Raw genomic sequence first — 18,482 nt, 5'->3', positions numbered from 1 at the left:
TCTGACATCGTTTTAAAATTTTGCGTTAGTGTTCTGCTAAATATTTGTGGACAAAGGAAATCGCCATCGATCCTTCACCAACTGCCGAAGCGATTCTGTTCATTGCCCCGGAGCGTACGTCGCCAGCTGCAAAAATACCCGGAATACTGGTCTCCAGTAAATAAGGGTCTCTTTTAAGCTTCCAAAATTGCCCGAACCTGCTGTCGTACCTTAGATTTTGCCCCGTTTTAATAAAGCCATTAACATCTCGTTCGATAGCCTCTCCGAGCCAGTCGGTGAATGGTTTAGCCCCTATAAAAATATACAATGCAGCCGCCTTGTATTTTTCAAGACTCTTGCTTTTAATATTTTCGATTAATAAATCTTCGAGGTGGCTTTGGCCTGAAGCTTCCCTGATTTTGCAATTTGTTAAAACCTCGATGTTGGGCAAGCTTTCGATCTGTTTGATTAGGTAGGATGACATCGTATTCGATAAGCTTTCTCGTCTGATGAGAATATGTACTTTTTTAGCAAATTTAGAGAGGTAAACAGCAGACTGGCCCGCAGAATTCCCTCCTCCAACAATATAAACCTCCTGCCCCCTACAGGAAGCCGCCTCGCTTACGGCTGCTCCATAATAAATTCCGGCACCTGTAAAATCGCTAATGCCCTTGATCTCTAGTTTTTTATAGTCGACTCCCGTAGTTATAATAACTGCCCGGCATTTGATCGAGCTTTGATCGTGGAGCGTAATTGTTTTATAGTTATCTGTTTCGCTGATGGATAACACTTCTTTTGGAGAAAGTATTTCTGCACCCAGTCTTATGGCCTGGCTAATCGCCCTTCGGGATAGGTCAGCACCTGTTAATCCGGAAGGGAAACCCAAGTAATTTTCTATCCTGGAACTCGTTCCTGCCTGTCCACCCGGAGCTTTGCGCTCTATTATAAGGGTTTTAAGACCTTCGGATGCACCATAAACTGCAGATGCAAGTCCTGCAGGGCCCCCGCCGATAATTACGACATCATACATCTCGGTCGTTACTCCGGTATCTGCCCCGATTTCCAAAGCCAGAGCAGAAACATCTGGCTGGATAAAAACTTCTCCATCTTCTGTTATGACCACAGGTAAATTCTCCAAACTTAATCCGTTAAGTTGAAGCAGCAGATTTGCTTCCGGATCTTTCTCGATATCCAGCCATTGATATGGAATCAAGTTGCCTGCCAGATAATCCTTAAGTTTGTGCGAAAATGGCGAATATTGGAAACCAATTAACTTGATTCCTTTGAATTCAGGGCGGTAATTAGCCTGCCAATCGGATAGGAGTTCATCCAGTACGGGATATAAGCGTTCCCCGGCCGGGTCCCACGGTTTCATGAGGTAATAATCCAACTGAATATGGTTAATCGCCTCAATGGCAGCTTGGGTATCGCTATATGCAGTCAGCAGTACCCGTTTCGCATCTGGAAAAATGGCCATAGCTTTTTTCAAAAATTCTACGCCCTGCATCTCGGGCATACGCTGGTCGCTGATAAAAATGGCAATTGCTTTGGACTGATTCCTCAATTCGGCAATAGTTTCTAAAGCTTGGTGCGCGGAGCTGTTGCTGATGATCTTATATTTTTTTTCATACTGGGACTTTAAGTCCCTTGTGATTGAATGGAGTACCTGAGGGTCATCATCAATCAAAAAAATTAAAGGTTTTTCCATTTCATTTATGGTTTAATTGCCTGTTTGTTAAGTGTTGATTGGGATGCAAACTGTAAAGACCGTATTGCGGGGAACTGAATATACTTTAACTGATCCGCCATGCCTAAGTATAATCCTTCTAACATTTTCTAGGCCCATGCCTGTACCTGATCCAATAGGTTTGGTTGTAAAAAAGGGATCAAATATGTTGTTTATAATATTTTCAGGAATTCCTGGTCCATCATCGGTAAAGCTAATCTTGATGTTATTTCCCGCAAGTTCGGTCATAATCGTAAGTAATCCCTCTTTGTTTTCAAGCATGCTGTCAATTGCGTTGTCTATCAGATTGGTCCAGACCTGATTAAGTTCTCCGGTATGCGCATTTACCGGTGGAACGCCTTCAGCATAGCGCTTGTCAATGTGAATTTTTCCGGCTCGAATTTTATGTCCCAGCATACGGATGGTGTTATCAATTCCCTCATGGATATTAGAATATGCCCGCTCTTGGCCACGGTCCATGTGCGTGTATATTTTGACGGATCGGACCAAATCTGCTATTCGCGATGAAGCCACTTGAATGTTACGGGCAATTTTTTCGGTAACAAGGGTGCTGGTCAGGTGTTTAAATAAGGCTGCCAATGCTTTTATCGGAAAGTTCCGTTTGAAAAATTCAAGCGAGTCGTTTTGGATATTGAAATCTGCAAAGACTTCGATCATTTCTTCAGTATAGCTGATGGAATTATGCTCCATCCATTTAATGATGGAATTTTCCTTTTGGTTTTGCTCTTTGTAGGATAGTTCTTTTTCCTGATGCCCCGAGATTATTTCTATAAGCCGATTATTTATGTCTTCTCTTTGGATATTTTCCAAACATTCCGTTGCGAAGACGCTATTGGATGATAGATCCGTTCGAAGATGTTTTTTGAGGGCTGTAGCATCACTGATGAGCGCTGAGGCCGGATTATTCAGTTCATGGGCTAAGCCCGCTGCCAATTTTCCGAGCGAAGCCATCTTATCATTTTGTTGCTGAAGCGTGGTGTAACTTCTGACCCGGGTATTCATGATATGTACCAATGACTGGGTAAGCTCAAAATGTAAACTGATCATTTCCCGTACCATTGAGGTTTCAAAAGATAGCACTTCGACCTGATCGAGAGCAAGTGCATTTAATGGTGCGATATCGCTTCTTGAGTAGGGAAGGTATCCGAAGATATCGCCTGTTTCCAGTGTCAAAAGATCCTGCTTCTCGTTTCCACGATACATAAACATTAAAATATTTCCCTTGATTAAAAAATGTGGTCCATCGATTTTTTTCCCCTGAATACCCACAAATGCTCCCCCTTCGAATTTTCTGATCTTACTGTGCTTGATCAGCCAATTTAACTGGTGATGGGGAACTGTTGAAAAACTTTCAAAATTCAATAACTGCTGAAGAAGGGTTAGCATTGTCTGTTCATCTATGTAAGAAATTAGGTCTGGTTACGCTTAAGTCCAAAGATATTTGTGCAACTCAGCGGATGCATGCGCAATTTGTGATTTCGCCTGCGCCAGCTTTGCCAAAGGATTAAGCAAGCCAAAATCATGGATCATTCCATTATAGCGTATGGTGGTTACCTCTACACCAGCCTGATCCAGTTTTCGGCCAAACTTTTCTCCCTGATCCCTCAAAATATCAGCCTCTGCCACCTGAATCAATGTTGGAGGAAGCTTTTTAAGTAGCTTGCGGTCTGCAAGAACAGGGGAGATGTAGATACTGCCAAGCGCCTGCTCATCGCTGGTATAATTGTCGAACATCCACTTCATTTTCTGTGCAGTCAAAAACCTATCCCTGCCATATTTTTCATAAGATTTCCAATCTGTGGTATAACTTGTTACCGGCCACATTAGTATTTGTAGTTTGATCTCTGTACCCTTGTTTTCAATTCCCCGGATCGCACTTGCGATTGCCATGTTCGCCCCGGCGCTGTTGCCTACCAGCGCTATTCGTGTAGCATCAAGACCATAATCATCAGCGTTTTTTGATACCCAATCCAGTGTTGCAGCAATTTCATCCAGTGCCCGTGGATATTTTGCTTCAGGTGATAAACTGTAATTTATAAAAATCCCTGCTGTGCCTGACCGGACTACCAAATCTCTCACCAATCGTCTATGGCTCGGATAGTCACCTAAAATCCAGCCACCACCATGAATGAAAACAAAAAAGGGTAAAGACCCTTTGCTGTTCTCTGGTTTTATAATATTTAATTTTATCTTATATCCACCTGAATCGATGTTTAGTTCGGATTCCTCGATTCCAGAATAGTCGACTTCGCTCGAAGCCTGAAGATCAGCGAAAGCTTTTCTTGCATCAGTAACCGATAAATTTGCTGCGGTCAATTCAAGGGCATTGAACCTTGCAAGGAATTTTTTTGTTTTTTTTGAAAGTGCTTTATCCTTCTCAACCGGGTATTTTTTTTCAATTTCTTCCATTGTGTTTAAGTTTTAATTTTCATTGCAGAAAAACAGCCTTGAAACGCCTGTAGCAAAGTTGGTTAAGGAGATTATGATATATAAAATATGCTCTGCAGAACAGACTGTTATGCAGAGCAGTTTAATTTACTGGAAATCAATATCTTTTCACCTTGTTGTTAAATTCCTGTTAATTAACAGCTGTCGCTGCATCTACAATAACTTTAGCAACCTGTTCAGGTTGCGAAATAAATACCGCATGACTTCCCTTTACCTCTGTAACTTTAGTGTTCGAGCGTTTGTACATCGCTCTTTGAATTGAGGGAACAAGTGTCTTATCTTCGGTAGAAACTACGGCATAACTTGGTTTTGTTTTCCATGCCGCAATCGTAAGTGGCGTTACAAAGCCCTTCACATTGAAGGCACCCTGTGAAGCGGCCATAAATTCAGCCTGCGCTTTTGGAATATCCGCTCCGAAACCTGCATGAAATTTTGCAAGATCATAATAAACCATTCCTTTTTCATCTGGATTAAGTATTCCGCCTTCAGGAGCTGGTGGAGCGGTCATTACCCACTGCAACACAGTTTCGCCCTTATCTGGCTGAAAGGCTGCGACGTAAACCAATGCGGCAACTTTGGGGTGGTCTCCTGCCTGGGTAATTACGGCGCCACCATAAGAATGGCCTACCAAAATCGTAGGACCATCTTGTTTATCCAATGCAAGTTTAGTGGTCGCCACGTCGTCTTCTAATGAAGTCATTGGATTTTGAACTACTGTTACCTTATAGCCCTTTTTGGTCAGTATAGAGTAGACGGCACTCCATCCCGAACCGTCGGCAAAAGCTCCATGTACCAACACAATATTTTTGACTTTTGGTGCCTGTGCGGATACTTTCTGCGGCGTTACGATTACTGCAAGTAATAACAAGGCCAAAGTTCCTACCCTGGCCGGTTTTTGGATTGATAATTTTGTTTTCATATTTTTTTAAATAATGGTTTAAGAGACGCCCCTTGAGGCAATGGATTCCGGACACATTGTTTTTCAGTATACCCTGTACAAAGTTGGCGGTTTTTGAAGTCCTGCAAAATCATTTAAATTTTAGCAGTTATTAAAAATATGATGCTGCTGTTATTTATTGGTTAAATCTCCCTATTGGATAAAAGAAGGTGATCGTTGAAAAATCAATGACCAATTCTGCAACATCCAGTTGGATGAACTTTCCTAAAGCATTTGGTTGCTGTTTTCTTATAATCTGAAGAATTTTAATCCGGGAGGGAGAAATAAGTACTGCTGTTGGCCAAGCTCTAATGAGGCAAATCATCATTAGCTGAGATTGCAAAAGAATAGAAAACGGATTCGGATAAAAGAACTCGTTTTGAAAATATCTCTTACAAATGCCCAAAAAAACTAAAAACCTGATGTTTCCCATGCGTATCATAAGATTTTTTTTCAAAAAAAAATATTGGGGTAGATGACGTTGTCAACTTAAATATTTAAAAATATCAATGCTGTTAAAGCGTATTGCAGATTTTGTATGTTCTTATATTTCAATTAATTAACTGTTATTTGTGTTTAGGTTTTCCTTTTTGATTGATGTATTTCTGGACTGTTTTTCTTTTTGGATTCACGAATAAGAACATAATGAAAAATCAATAATCATGAAGGAGACCGGATAACTTCTAACCAAATCTTAAAAAAATGAAAAAACAAAAATTTCATCCAGTAGCATTGCTGATGGTATTGATGCTGAACCTTATTTACACGGGCTGCAGTAAAGATCAGTTAAATCAGCAATCGGCAGAACAACAGTTAACGATTACGAAAGAATCTGCGAGCCCTGCATTAGGACTGGCCGTAACATTTGTGCATCCTGGAATCCTAAACACCAAATCAAGCCTGGATATTATTGCCTCACAAGCAAATGGTAACGATCAAGCCAGGCTTTCTGCGTATCAAAATCTATTGAATTATTGTAATCAGCATTCCCCCAGCAACAATTATAAAGCAAATGTTGGGGTAGCAGGAGGTGTGGTTACCGCAGACGAAACCAGTTTCAAGGGAGATGCGCTACTGGCTTATGCGCTAGCACTTCGCTGGGCAAAAACCGGGACAGCTTCGTATGCTGCTGCTGCAAAACAAATTTTAAATGGCTGGGCCAGTGCATTCAGAACGATTTATGTACAGAGTGGATCGGAAGGGCGCCAGCCTGCCCTTGAAGCAGCTTGGGCAGCTCCGACATTTACAGCTGCCGCTGAAATTCTAAAGTACTATACGCCAGTGGGCGGACAGCCAGCCTCATGGAGCGCTTCAGAAAATACACAATTTGTCACCTTCCTCAATCGACTTAAAAACCAGTACATTAACAATATCGTTGGATACAATATCAACAACAACTGGACGGTTTCGGCGGGTTATGCGAAAATGGCTATCGGGATCTTTATTGATGACCAAGCGGTATATCAGGACGGGATGAACATCATAAAAAACGTATTGCCAATTGTGATTAAGGATGATGGGGCAATGCCAGGTGAAATATGCGGGGGCGGGCACAATGACTGCGTACATTTTCAGTATGCGCTTACCGGTTTTAGCTATGCGGCAAACCTTGCGGCTATACAAGGTGACATTTCAATCTATACCGCATCCTCAAGCCGTTTGCTGGCTGGTTATAAATACCAATATAAATTTTATAATAATACATTACCCAACCCTCCAAGCTGTGTTAGCTGTTCGGTTGGAAGTAAAATTTGGCCGGGAATAGAAATCGCCAACAGACGTTATGATACCACCGAAACAAATTTTCTCCATACTAAATATAATCCTGATGGCGACGGACTTCCGGGTGGGGATATCAGCTTTTTAAGCTGGACCAATTATACCCACAATAACGTATTTCCCTAGTATACCTTTGATCTGATTTGCAGGACGGACTTTTATGTACCGCGGAAAGTAGTAATGTCTTTTCGCGGTACATTATGCAGGTTTTCTTCTACCCATTAAGGTATTTATTTTCTTAGGTTTTCAATCTCTATGGAAATATCTTTTGCACCTTCTTCTGCTGTTTGGCCAGGTTTGAAACCAATGGATTTTGACCGCAGAATACCCTGCTTATCAATAAATATTTTGGTAGGGATGCCTGGCATGACGTATTCTAAATAATATCTATTCATTTTTCCATCTTTACCTTTTTCATCGAATAAAACATCAAAGCTATATCCGGTTTCTTTTAGAAAATTTTCTACCAGAGCCTGACTATCCTTACTGACCTCCCTGGTATCGATAAAAAGAAATTTGATATCCCTGTCTTCTTTGTATTTATCCATAACCAACCTCATTGCTGGAAAAGACTCTCTGCACGGAACACACCAGGTTGCCCAAAAGTCGATTACGATAATTTTGCCTTTGTAATCAGAAAGTGAAACTGATTTTCCAGAGCGGTCTTTTAATGTGAAGGGAGGTGCCGGTTTGTTGAGTGTACTGTCAGGATCTGCATGGGCGGAGTTGTTCCTTAGTCGCATCCCTGTGGTATGGATGCTAAAATCTAAATTCTTAGCCAGTGCATTAGTCGTCTTGAAAATTAGGAATGTAAGTCCACAAAATAGAATCGTTTTAATCAATCTGTTCATTGGTATGTGTATAATGTAAGTGCATGTTTGGAATTATGATGGTTTGCGCCTTGAAACATGAACATCCAAAATAGCAGGTTCAGTTTTGTTCCGATGTCGCATTATCCAGAATAATTTGCATAATAGACACACCAGTATTAACAAAGTTGCATATTTTTATACTGAAATATTTTTAGGTGCCTTTGGCAAATGGAATTTTGCTGAATGGCTGTTGTCATTGAGTGGTTAGGGTTAACTAAAATTATGGTTCTTAATAAATCCATGAATTGGTGAGCATTCACATCAACGAAGTTAAGGTTCGTTTGATGGGTAATATTTTGTAGAGCGACTGGATATCAAGTAGACATCTTTAATATTGTTAGCGGCCATGATTAAAAGGTTGGCGAAATTTTATGATGCAAAATAAGATTTTGCTTTTTTTTCAGAGCTGTTTGTTGGATATTAACCTCCCAGAATTATTACCATACATCAATTACAGCTACGCATTGAGTTTATACATTTGACTAAGTTTTAAAAATAATGTTTACAGTGTTTAAATCATTTAAAGAGATGAAAATTAAAATTTTAATGGCTGCACTTCCAGCCCTTTTTTTCCTTGTTTCATGTGGGAACCAAAATAATGAATCCGCAAAAACCACGAGTGAACAGGTGGTTGCCTCGCAAAAGGGTGAGGTGTTTAACATCGATACAACATCAACTTCTATTAGTTGGAAAGCAACACACAAAGGTGGTCTTGCTCCAAGATGGGGTAAAATCAGCGTGACTACTGGATCGCTTTCGGTTGATAAGGACTCGCTTAGTGGTGGTGATTTTACAATTGATATGAATTCGGTATATGTTGATCCTGCATCTGTAACAGAAAAGGATAAAAAATCAACCGATCTTGAAGGTCATTTAAAAAGTCCTGACTTCTTTGATGCAGCTAAAATGCCAACAGCAAAATTTGTCATTACAAAAGCTGAAGCTTTCAAGGGCGAAAAATCGGAATTATTGCCAGATCCTAATTATTTGATTAGTGGAAATTTAACACTTAAAGACAGTACACTTAATGTAACTTTCCCTGCAAAGGTTGTTATAAGCCAATCGGGCGTAAGCGCAAAGGCAAAGTTTATTATAGACAGAACTGCCTGGGGAATTAATTATAAGTCAGAAGGTAGCCCTGAAAACTGGGTGATTTCTAAGGATGTAGAAATTGGATTAACATTGGACGCTAAGAAAAAATAGATTTTTAAATGGAATTATATATTAAAGAAAAATTTATTTAACCAAAAGAAAAGTGTTCGTAACAAATTATAACTCGTTAACCATTTTATGTATTCTAAATTCTTAACATAAACGGTTACCACTTTTCAAAAAAAACTAGATTTTTTATATGAATTCTATGCTATTTTTGTCATCAACAATTGCTCTAAGACCGTAAGAAGTCAGTTAAGTATGTAATTTAATCCTTCGAGATACAACCGGATTTTGAGCCATTCAAAGTCCGGTTTTTGATTTAAAATCCCTAAACAAATTTTAAAAGTGGGCGGCATTGTGAAATTGGCGCTTAAAAATTTTTGAAGTAAAGATGCAATTATCTTTCTTTAAAATTTTTAAATTGACTTGTAAAAGGAATATAGATTACTTTGTATAGAGCGGGCATCTTTTTAGTAAATATTCAAGAGGTCCACTGTAAGAGCCATCTGTATTGCTAAAAAAGGCTTTATGGTTTTCATTGTAAATGCTTGCATTGTTATCCATGTAAATTTGCAGGCTTACGCTAACGTCGTAACGCTGAGCTGCATTGCTATTTGATGAAGAATAACCTGAAGCCGCTTTTACCTTATCTGCATCATCTCTTTTAATGGTGGTGTTTCCACTGGTACTGCTTGAGCTGGTCATGTAACCCTTAGCTTGAGTTACCGTTCCATCAATAATATATTCTACACCCAAGATATCGCAAATGTTTTTCATTGTAAAACCCATCATCTTATCTCTGGTGGCACCTGCCTGAACCAATGTTGCATTAGTTGTGCGTGGATCTAAAATGGTATAACCTGCAACATGTTGACTCAGCAGGCCGTAAGCATCTTGCTGTGCTTTTAATCCAATAGCGTCGGCTCCTGGTTGGTTATCCATTAAAAAAGTAAATGGTAGAATGGCAATTTTATTATGATGATCTGTTGGGCTCGCCGTCATTGAAACTGGATCTTTTTGTCGTTCTGCAACAGGGAGCGGCTGTTGAGCAAAGGTTTCGACCCTGCCGCTTGAATGTGTAATTTTTGTGATGTCGGCTTTCTTAATGACGTACTCTGCGGTTTCTCCAGCGTATACAAATGATACTTCGGTATCTGTAATGCGAATTATTTTTCCTTTAAGTTCTTCGCCATTGTTTTTTTGCAAAATGTCTAGTTTATTGCTTTGTGCCATGCTGCCAAATGCAATTGTAGTGCAGATGATGAATAGATAGATTTTTTTCATTTTAGGTGATGTTTAATCAAAAATAATCATTTGCTGGTTTTTTTTATAATCTAATTTTAAAAATTAGTAGGAGGGTAGGTGGCTTATAATCAGTTGTATATGTAAATTAATTTGTTCTTTTTTTAATGATTTATTGTTTTAAAATGGCCTTTTCCGTATTATTGAATTAAGTCTCCCAACTATGAATCTCCCAATCTTATTTAGGATTTTTCTGCTTGCATTTTTATGTGGCCTAAGCGCATACAGTTTTGCACAAGGCAATGATCATACGAAAGCTTCGATCCGCAAAGACAGCACGGCCAAAGGCTTCGTAGCGCGAATGCAGGAATTCGCCAAACAATCTGCAACCAGGAGCAGGGCAGAATTTGAATCTGACAAAGCCCTAGCTGTTCAGGTGAAGATTTTCGAAGAAGTGAGGCTTACGATGCAGAATGCAAAAAGCTACATAAAATCGGGTCTTGACACGATGGCACTTAAAGAAACCCTTAAAGAGATTAGAGATGATTATAAGGTAGCGGCTGATGGGGTTTTTGTTCATAAAGGAACAGCCCAAACCTATCGTAACCTAACCGCCACAAAAAAAATAATCAATGAGTTGATTGGCGAAGCAAGGGAGAAAAAAAACAGACTTGATGCTCGACAAAAAGACCTCAATGGGTATCGATTTCGACTTGACTCGCTGTTAACCACTGCCGAGCTTTTTAAGTTTCCGAAAGATTCTTTGGAGCTGATGGATTATCTCCATAGCCTAGTAACCGTTGCGAAAGAAATTGAACCTGTAGATACCGGACTAAAGCTTGCTAGCCGAAATGTGCAGCTTTTGCTTAATGACTACAATTCTGAAATTAACCAGCTCAAATTGAGTATTGATGAGATTGAACGTGATGAACAGAAAATGGCCGTGGCTACACTTCAGCGAGAATTTCCAAATATTGGAGATAAACCGGGCTATTACCGTCCATTCGAACAAATTTTGAGTTTCTCTAGGATAAAAGGTATCCTTACACTTGAGTTTTATACCTTAAATAACATCGGGAAATTGCTATCATTGTTCGGACTAACCGTTTTGTCTTTTATTTATCTCCGGTCATTAAAGCATATTTATACGGCAAAAAGATTGTTGACAAAAGATTATGAAGGACAACTCGTTATTAGGTATCCTTTGCTATCTGCGCTTTTATTGGTGATCAGTATTTTTCAATTTATCTTTATTTCGCCGCCATTTATTCTCAATTTTATTTTTTGGATTATTTCCTGCATTTGCCTCACCCTTATTTTTAGAGGTTATATTACCAGATACTGGATGTCGGTCTGGTTGCTAATGGTTGTCTTTTTCTTTCTGGCTGCGGTAGATAATATGGTTCTTCAAGCATCAAGGATAGAACGTTGGTTTATGTTTTTGGTGTCGATATTGGGCATTTTATCCGGAATTGTTATCCTTTTTCAAAAGCGCCATCATGAGCTGAAAGAGAAATGGATTGCCTATTCCATCGCATTTATGGTGATTTTAGAGCTGGGTGCGGCTGGTATGAATATTTTTGGCCGCTATAATGTTTCAAAAACACTTTTTATTGGTGGCTTTCTTAATGTGGTTGTTGCGATTCTGTTCCTGTGGGTGGTCAGATTCATCAACGAAGGCTTGGTATTGGCTTTTGATGTGTATACTGTGCAGGATAAAAAGCTATTTTATTTAAACTTTGGAAGGGTTGGTGCAAGGGCTCCATTTTTACTTTATGTCTTTTTGGTTCTTGGATGGATCATTTTAGTGGGGCATAATTTTCCATTGTTCGAATACCTGTCTCAGCCTTTGCTCGGTTTTTTGAGTAAAAGCAGAACCATTGGAGATTATTCGTTTAGTATAAACTCCTTGTTTTTATTTTTTGCAATCATGACGATTTCGGTTATTGTATCGAAAGTTGTTTCGTTTTTTGCTTCGGATGAGCACCTTACGATGAGTAAAGATAAAGCTCAAAAAAAGCAAAGACTCGGCAGTTGGGTGCTTTTGGTGCGTATTTTTATTTTATCAACCGGTCTATTTCTCGCCATTGCAGCTTCGGGTATTCCAATGGATCGGATTACCATAATTATTGGTGCATTGGGCGTGGGTATTGGTTTTGGTTTGCAAACCCTGGTTAATAATTTGGTGAGCGGTTTAATTATTGCATTTGAAAAACCTGTAAACGTTGGCGACATTGTTGATGTTGATGGTCAGGGCGGTACCATGAAATCAATTGGATTTAGAAGTAGTGTAATCACCACCTGGGATGGTGCAGATTTGGTGATGCCCAATGGTGATTTGCTAAATTCTCATCTTATGAACTGGACATTAGCCGGCAATCGAAAAAGGGTGGCCCTAGTTATTGGTGTTGCTTACGATACTGACTTGGAAAAATGTAGGCAGCTTTTAAGGGAGATCCTTGAAGCAGAAGAAAGAATTAGTAAAACGCCTGCTCCTGTAGTACAGTTTGAACAGTTCGGAGCCAGTTCAATTGATATCAAGATTTATTTTTGGACCAAACATATGTCAGAAAATAATCCTACCCGCAGTGATTTGTTAATATCCATCAATCAAGCGTTCAAAGCCAATCAAATTCAAGTGCCATTTCCACAGCAAGAGGTTTATTTGCATACTGATAAAAAGGATGATAAAGAAATCTAGCTGAAATTTGATATAACATCTATAGTGATGTGCAAATTGAAACCTATTTTGATGATCTCAGCCGTTCCCCTTTGAACCGTAAACAGCGTTAGAATTTCGGTTTATTTAATATTATCTTTGCGTAATCCTTATTATGTATTCCTATAATTCCCTTTCTGATAGTGAATTGGCGTTTTTGCTCAGCAAGAATGATGAGAAGGCGTATACAGAAATTTACAATCGCTTTTTCGGGCTGCTTTTTATTCATGCCAGCAAGCGATTAAATGATGAGGAAGAGGCTAAAGACGTGGTGCATCAACTGTTTGAAACGTTATGGCTTAAGCGAGGGCAATTGGAACAGCATGGCAATCTTTCTGCCTATTTGTATACTGCTGTTCGGAATCGAATTTTAGATGTTTTCGCCCATCAAAAGGTAGAGCATAAATATGTTGATTCCCTACAAAGTTTCTTGGATCAGGATCATGTGCTTACCGATCATTTGGTGAGAGAAAAACAGATGGCTTCGCTAATTGAGCAGGAAATTAATGCACTTCCACCGAAAATGAGAACGATTTTTCTTTTAAGCAGAAAAGAAAATAAATCGCATAAGGAAATTGCAATAGAACTGGGCCTTTCTGAGTTAACAGTTAAAACTCAGGTAAAAAATGCGCTTAGAATACTAAAGTCTCGTTTAGGTATATTTGTTTATCTCGCTTTTCTATTAAAAATTCATTGATTTTTATCCGAATGAATTTTTATCTTATTCGTTTCCAAGATTTTTAAGGTCTTTTTCTGGTTTTTTATAAAAAATCTATTTTTCATCTACCCCCAAGGTAATGGCTTCGCCGTATATATAGTAATCAACCAAACTAGATTTTTGTTATAATGGAGAAAGATGCCAAAAAACTCTTGGATAAATACCTTTCGGGAAATTGTACACCCGAAGAAATTTCTTTTGTAGAAGAATGGTACATTCAGATGCCGATAGAAAAGGAGGCACCCAGCCAGGCTATTATCGAAGAAAGCAAGAATTTGGTTTGGAGTCTATTGATCAAAAACAGGAAACCGAGCATTTTACCTTTATTAAAAATGGTTGGCGTTGCCGCAAGCATTGTACTTTGCTTATCCGTGGGCTTTTATTTTCTTAATCGCAAAAGCGATCTGAATCAATTTACAGCCAAGAGGCAACTAAAAGATGTTTTACCTGGTGGCAACAAAGCAGTGCTTACTTTGGCTGATGGGCGCAAGGTGGATCTGGATGATGCAAAAGAGGGTCAAATCGCCAATCAAAATGGCATCCTGATCCGCAAAACTAAAAACGGCGAAATTGAGTACGTTGCCCAAGCGGGTGCATCAGATATTTCCGGAATCAATACAATTTCTACTCCCAGGGGCGGTCAATATCAAATCAGCCTGCCCGATGGTTCTAAAGTTTGGCTTAACGCAGCCACAACATTAAAATATCCATATTCTTTTGGCAAGGGCGAGCGCTTGGTTGAGCTTAATGGAGAAGCTTATTTTGAAGTTTTCAAAGATAAAACCAGACCCTTTAGAGTAAAAACAGCAGAGGAAACGGTTGAAGTTTTGGGAACACATTTTAACATCAATTCTTATAATGATGAAGGTGCTGTAAAAACAACGCTTTTGGAGGGCTCGGTAAAAGTAACCAGTGGCTTGGCAAATGTTAAGCTGCATCCTGGAGAGCAATCTCAATTGAATAAAGAAAACAATAATCTAATTGTAGATAAACAGCTAGACCTTGATAAAGAGATGGCCTGGAAAAACAATATTTTTTCTTTTGATAACGATGATCTGGAGACGGTTATGCGTCAGATTTCACGCTGGTACGACATAGATGTTGTGTATAAAGGCAAAATCAAAAACGAAAAATATGTGGGCGAGATTCCGCGAAACAGTAATCTTTCTGATGTATTTGAAATCTTAGAACTGAACCACGTTCATACAGATATTAAAGGAAAAGTATTAACCATATCAGGAACGAAATAAATTAACAAACATCAACCTCAAAAACCAATCAACCAATTAACCACCAAACTAAACTTTATGATGAAAAAATTACCAGAAATTTAGAATCGTACCTTAAAAAAAAACCGAAAGCGCTTGAACGCTTCCGGTAGAAATTTGGGCCAGCAGCTGGGTTTCGAAGCAAGCTGCTATTTATTAACCTCATTCAATACAAAGGTATGAAATTAACTACCCTTTACAACCCCGCATGCGAAATGCGGAGGGTAAGGATTAAATTTTTATTGGTCATGAAATTGACTACAATTCTTTTACTTGTTGGTGCCATGCATTTATCGGCAGCCAGCTTTTCTCAAACCGTAACCCTATCGCGTAGAACTACTTCGCTTAAAAGCGTATTTAAAGAAATTAAAAAACAGACCGGTTATTTTTTCTTCTATAAAGGGCAGTTGCTGCAGGGTAGACCTGATGTTGTTATCGAACTTAAGAATGCCTCATTAACGGAAGCATTGAGTGCCTCTTTAAAAGGGCAGGACTTGAGTTTTAATATTGTTAACAAAACAATTGTAATCAGTAATAAAGAAAATTTGCCGGATCAAAATAATCGTCCCGTTTCCAAAATAGAAATTAAGGGTGTGGTTGCAGACAAATCTACAGGCGAAACACTGCCGGGCGTAAACATTTCAATTAAAAATGGTTCAAGTATTGGCATGACCAATGATAAGGGCGAATTTAGAATTAGTGTAGACGAAGGAACGATTCTTGTTTTTAGCTATGTTGGCTATGAACTCTTTGAAACCAAAGTTACCAGCAATAAGAACCTGAGCATCAAGCTGGCTTCCAAGCTTACACAGATGAACGATGTTGTGGTTACCGGTTATCAAACCATTAAAAAAGAAAACTATACGGGAAACGCCATTACTCTAAGTGGAGATGAACTCAAGAAAAACAATCCGCAGAATTTATTAAAGAGTATCCAGAGTTTCGATCCATCGTTTAAGGTACTTGACAATAATCTATTTGGTTCTGATCCGAATGCGTTACCAAAAATTAATGTCCGTGGGGCAACAGCTCTGCCATCCATAGAAGATACGGAGAACATACTTGATCGAAATAACCTTTCGAGCAATTACAATCTTCCGGCTTTTATGTTGGATGGCTTTGAAGTTACACTCCAAAAGGTAACCGATCTCGATATCAACAGAATTGAATCTGTAACGTTGTTAAAAGATGCGGCGGCGACTGCCGTATATGGCTCAAGAGCGGCCAATGGCGTTATTGTAATTACAACGAAAGCACCCATTGCGGGAAAACTTCAGCTCTCGTACAACTATGAATTAAGTGTTAATGCACCAGATTTAACCGATTATCATGTTTTAAATGCTGCGGATAAACTGGCTTATGAAAAACTGGCGGGTTTATATGATGGCGGTTTAACAACTGCTTATAACCAAGATCAGCTGGATGCTGAGTATTTTGCAAGGCTTAAAAATGTGGCCAGTGGGGTTGATACCTATTGGTTGTCTCAAGCGCTGAGGAATGCCTATCGCCAGAAACACTCTATTTACGTACAAGGTGGCGATCAAAAATTTAGATATGGGGTTGATTTGCGTTACGAAACGCAACCCGGCGTTATGCAAAAATCAGATCGCAATCGCTACAGTGGGGGTATGAATTTTACTTACAACCCAAGTTCCAAACTGTTGTTTAGAAACGAGATTAGTATTACACAGGTTAATGGAAATAATTCTCCTTATGGCGACTTTTCTACCTATGTACGGATGAATCCATACTATCCGAAAACCAATCAGAATGGAGATTTAATTCAGGAAATTGCCAACTGGAGGGTAGATACACATCAGAATGGGCCAGATCAAATTAAAACTACCTATGTTTTTAATCCGCTTTTTGAAGGCAGTTTGGCCAGTTTTGATAAATCATCAAACTTAGAGTTAATTGATGCTTTCTCTGTAGACTGGAAACTTACACCTAGTTTAACTTTTAAAAGCCAGATTAGCTTAAACAAAAGCAAAACTACCGGAGATAAATTTGTTTCGCCATTGAGCAGTGTTTTTTATGCTTATGCAAGCGATAAGTTAAACAATAAAGGCTCTTATGCGCTGAGCGAAAGTGACCGTTTGGCGATTGATGGAAAAGCCACTTTGGGGTATAATAAACAAATAGGCGATCAGTATTTTAACTTGGTGCTCGGTACAAATGTGGTTGCAGTTAGAAGCGATGATAAATTTATTGAGGCGCAGGGTTTTTCTAACGATCGTTTTACCAATATCGGCTTTGCCCGGATTTATAAAGAGAATTCTGCACCAGGCGGTAATGTTTCCGAAAATAGATTGGCCGGTGCATTTTTCTCGGGCAATTATTCTTTTAAAAATAAATATCTCTTGGATGCATCTTTCAGATACGAGGGTTCATCAGCCTTTGGCTCCAATAAAAGATTTGCTCCCTTTTGGTCAACCGGTATAGGCTGGAATATGCACAAAGAACCTTTTATGGAAAACGTGAAGGTGGTTAGTCAGTTGCGTTTAAAAGCAAGCACTGGTATTGTAGGTTCGGTTTCTTTCCCGGCTTATTTATCCAGATCTATTTATCAGTATGATCCATCGAACTGGTATTCTACCGGTTTAGGTGCACAGGTTCTGGGGTATGGAAACAGTAATTTACAGTGGCAGAAAACAAAGACTTATGATGTTGGAATCGATTTGGGCTTATTTAAGGATCGTTTTGTCATTTCGCCGAGGTATTATTATAAGCTAACCAAGGGATTAATTACCGATATCGACTTATCGCCATCAACCGGTTTTACAACCTACAAGGAAAATCTGGGCGATATGGCCAATGAAGGTTATGAGTTGTATTTAACGGCGAATGCATTCAGAAACAAAGATTTCAACATTAACATTACGGGTAATTTGGCCCACAATGTTAATACCTTGGTAAAGCTTTCTAATTCGTTAAAAACACTTAATGATAAGATTGATCAGTATCAAACCAACCCAGATAAAAAAGCGCAATCTACACCATTGTTGCGCTACAATGAGGGACAGTCTTTATCGGCTATTTATGCAGTTCGTTCATTGGGAATCGATCCGGAAAACGGAAAGGAAATCTTTTTGAAAAAGGATGGAACCCTAAGTTATGTATGGGATGTGAAAGACATTATGCCCGTTGCTGATGGCGCACCGAAGGCAGAGGGCAACCTATCGGCCAATATTGGTTACAGAAATTTTATGGTAAGCCTAAGTTTTTACTATCGTTTTGGCGGGTATAGCTATAATCAGACACTTGTAGACAGAATAGAAAATGCGGATCCACGCTTTAACGTAGATAGTAGGGTATTGGATCAAAGATGGATTAAGCCTGGCGATCAGACTTTCTTTAAAAATATTGCCGATTTATCGATTACCAATGTTTCATCGAGGTTTGTGCAAAAAGACAATTTGCTGGAGCTTAGATCAATCTATCTCTCTTACGATTTTAAAAGGGAATTAATCAAAAAGATCGGCTTCCAAAATCTACGAACTACCATGACTTTGAACGACATTTTTAGAACTTCAAGCATTCAAATGGAGCGAGGTACAAGCTATCCTTTTGCACGGAGTTTAACGGTTTCATTATTGGCTTCATTCTAAATCTAAGAAA

12 protein-coding genes are annotated in these 18,482 nt (G+C 39.0%); 6 read left to right on the top strand and 6 right to left on the bottom strand.

Going from position 1 to position 18,482, the window contains the following annotated elements; all coding sequences use genetic code 11:
- Window positions 1-25: 25 nt before the first annotated feature.
- The 4 genes from DF947_RS18485 to DF947_RS18470 form a co-directional block, all read right to left on the bottom strand.
- Window positions 26-1,687, bottom strand: a complete 1,662-nt coding sequence (locus DF947_RS18485; protein ID WP_109931685.1) for an FAD-dependent oxidoreductase — start codon at window positions 1,685-1,687, stop codon at window positions 26-28.
- Between the two features lie 27 nt (window positions 1,688-1,714).
- Window positions 1,715-3,112: an ATP-binding protein gene (locus DF947_RS18480; protein WP_109931683.1), complete on the bottom strand. Its 1,398-nt coding sequence runs from the start codon at window positions 3,110-3,112 to the stop codon at window positions 1,715-1,717.
- 39 nt (window positions 3,113-3,151) lie between these two features.
- The gene (locus DF947_RS18475) at window positions 3,152-4,135 is read right to left on the bottom strand and encodes an alpha/beta hydrolase (protein WP_109931681.1); all 984 of its coding nucleotides are present in this window, start codon (window positions 4,133-4,135) and stop codon (window positions 3,152-3,154) included.
- Window positions 4,136-4,304: 169 nt separating this feature from the next.
- Complete coding sequence (locus tag DF947_RS18470; protein ID WP_109931679.1) at window positions 4,305-5,093, bottom strand: alpha/beta hydrolase; 789 nt, start codon at window positions 5,091-5,093, stop codon at window positions 4,305-4,307.
- A gap of 720 nt (window positions 5,094-5,813) precedes the next feature.
- Between DF947_RS18470 and DF947_RS18460 the strand changes: the two genes are divergently transcribed.
- A complete protein-coding gene (locus DF947_RS18460) occupies window positions 5,814-7,016 on the top strand; it encodes an alginate lyase family protein (protein ID WP_109931675.1) in 1,203 nt (400 codons plus the stop codon).
- A 104-nt stretch (window positions 7,017-7,120) separates the two neighbouring features.
- Here the strand turns inward: DF947_RS18460 and DF947_RS18455 are convergent, their stop codons facing one another.
- The gene (locus DF947_RS18455; RefSeq protein WP_109931672.1) at window positions 7,121-7,741 is read right to left on the bottom strand and encodes a TlpA family protein disulfide reductase; all 621 of its coding nucleotides are present in this window, start codon (window positions 7,739-7,741) and stop codon (window positions 7,121-7,123) included.
- Window positions 7,742-8,290: 549 nt separating this feature from the next.
- Between DF947_RS18455 and DF947_RS18450 the strand changes: the two genes are divergently transcribed.
- Window positions 8,291-8,965, top strand: a complete 675-nt coding sequence (locus DF947_RS18450; RefSeq protein ID WP_167398028.1) for a YceI family protein — start codon at window positions 8,291-8,293, stop codon at window positions 8,963-8,965.
- A gap of 396 nt (window positions 8,966-9,361) precedes the next feature.
- Here DF947_RS18450 and DF947_RS18445 read toward each other — a convergent pair whose 3' ends face one another.
- The gene (locus DF947_RS18445) at window positions 9,362-10,201 is read right to left on the bottom strand and encodes a hypothetical protein (RefSeq protein WP_109931670.1); all 840 of its coding nucleotides are present in this window, start codon (window positions 10,199-10,201) and stop codon (window positions 9,362-9,364) included.
- A 181-nt stretch (window positions 10,202-10,382) separates the two neighbouring features.
- On the opposite strand from DF947_RS18445, the gene DF947_RS18440 reads away from it, so the two are divergent.
- From DF947_RS18440 to DF947_RS18425, 4 genes are all read left to right on the top strand, one after another.
- On the top strand, window positions 10,383-12,860 hold the full coding sequence (locus tag DF947_RS18440) for a mechanosensitive ion channel domain-containing protein (protein ID WP_240615413.1): 2,478 nt from the start codon (window positions 10,383-10,385) through the stop codon (window positions 12,858-12,860).
- Between the two features lie 133 nt (window positions 12,861-12,993).
- Entirely contained in the window at window positions 12,994-13,575 is a 582-nt protein-coding gene (locus tag DF947_RS18435) for an RNA polymerase sigma factor (RefSeq protein WP_109931667.1), read from the top strand.
- 149 nt (window positions 13,576-13,724) lie between these two features.
- Window positions 13,725-14,846: a FecR family protein gene (locus DF947_RS18430; protein WP_109931665.1), complete on the top strand. Its 1,122-nt coding sequence runs from the start codon at window positions 13,725-13,727 to the stop codon at window positions 14,844-14,846.
- Window positions 14,847-15,043: 197 nt separating this feature from the next.
- The gene (locus DF947_RS18425) at window positions 15,044-18,472 is read left to right on the top strand and encodes a SusC/RagA family TonB-linked outer membrane protein (RefSeq protein WP_109931663.1); all 3,429 of its coding nucleotides are present in this window, start codon (window positions 15,044-15,046) and stop codon (window positions 18,470-18,472) included.
- Window positions 18,473-18,482 lie beyond the last annotated feature (10 nt).

The organism is Pedobacter paludis (genome assembly GCF_003173575.1).
Lineage (GTDB): Bacteria > Bacteroidota > Bacteroidia > Sphingobacteriales > Sphingobacteriaceae > Pedobacter > Pedobacter paludis.
The sequence above is the reverse complement of the archived record's forward strand: the minus strand, read 5'-3'. Positions and strand labels throughout refer to the sequence as shown.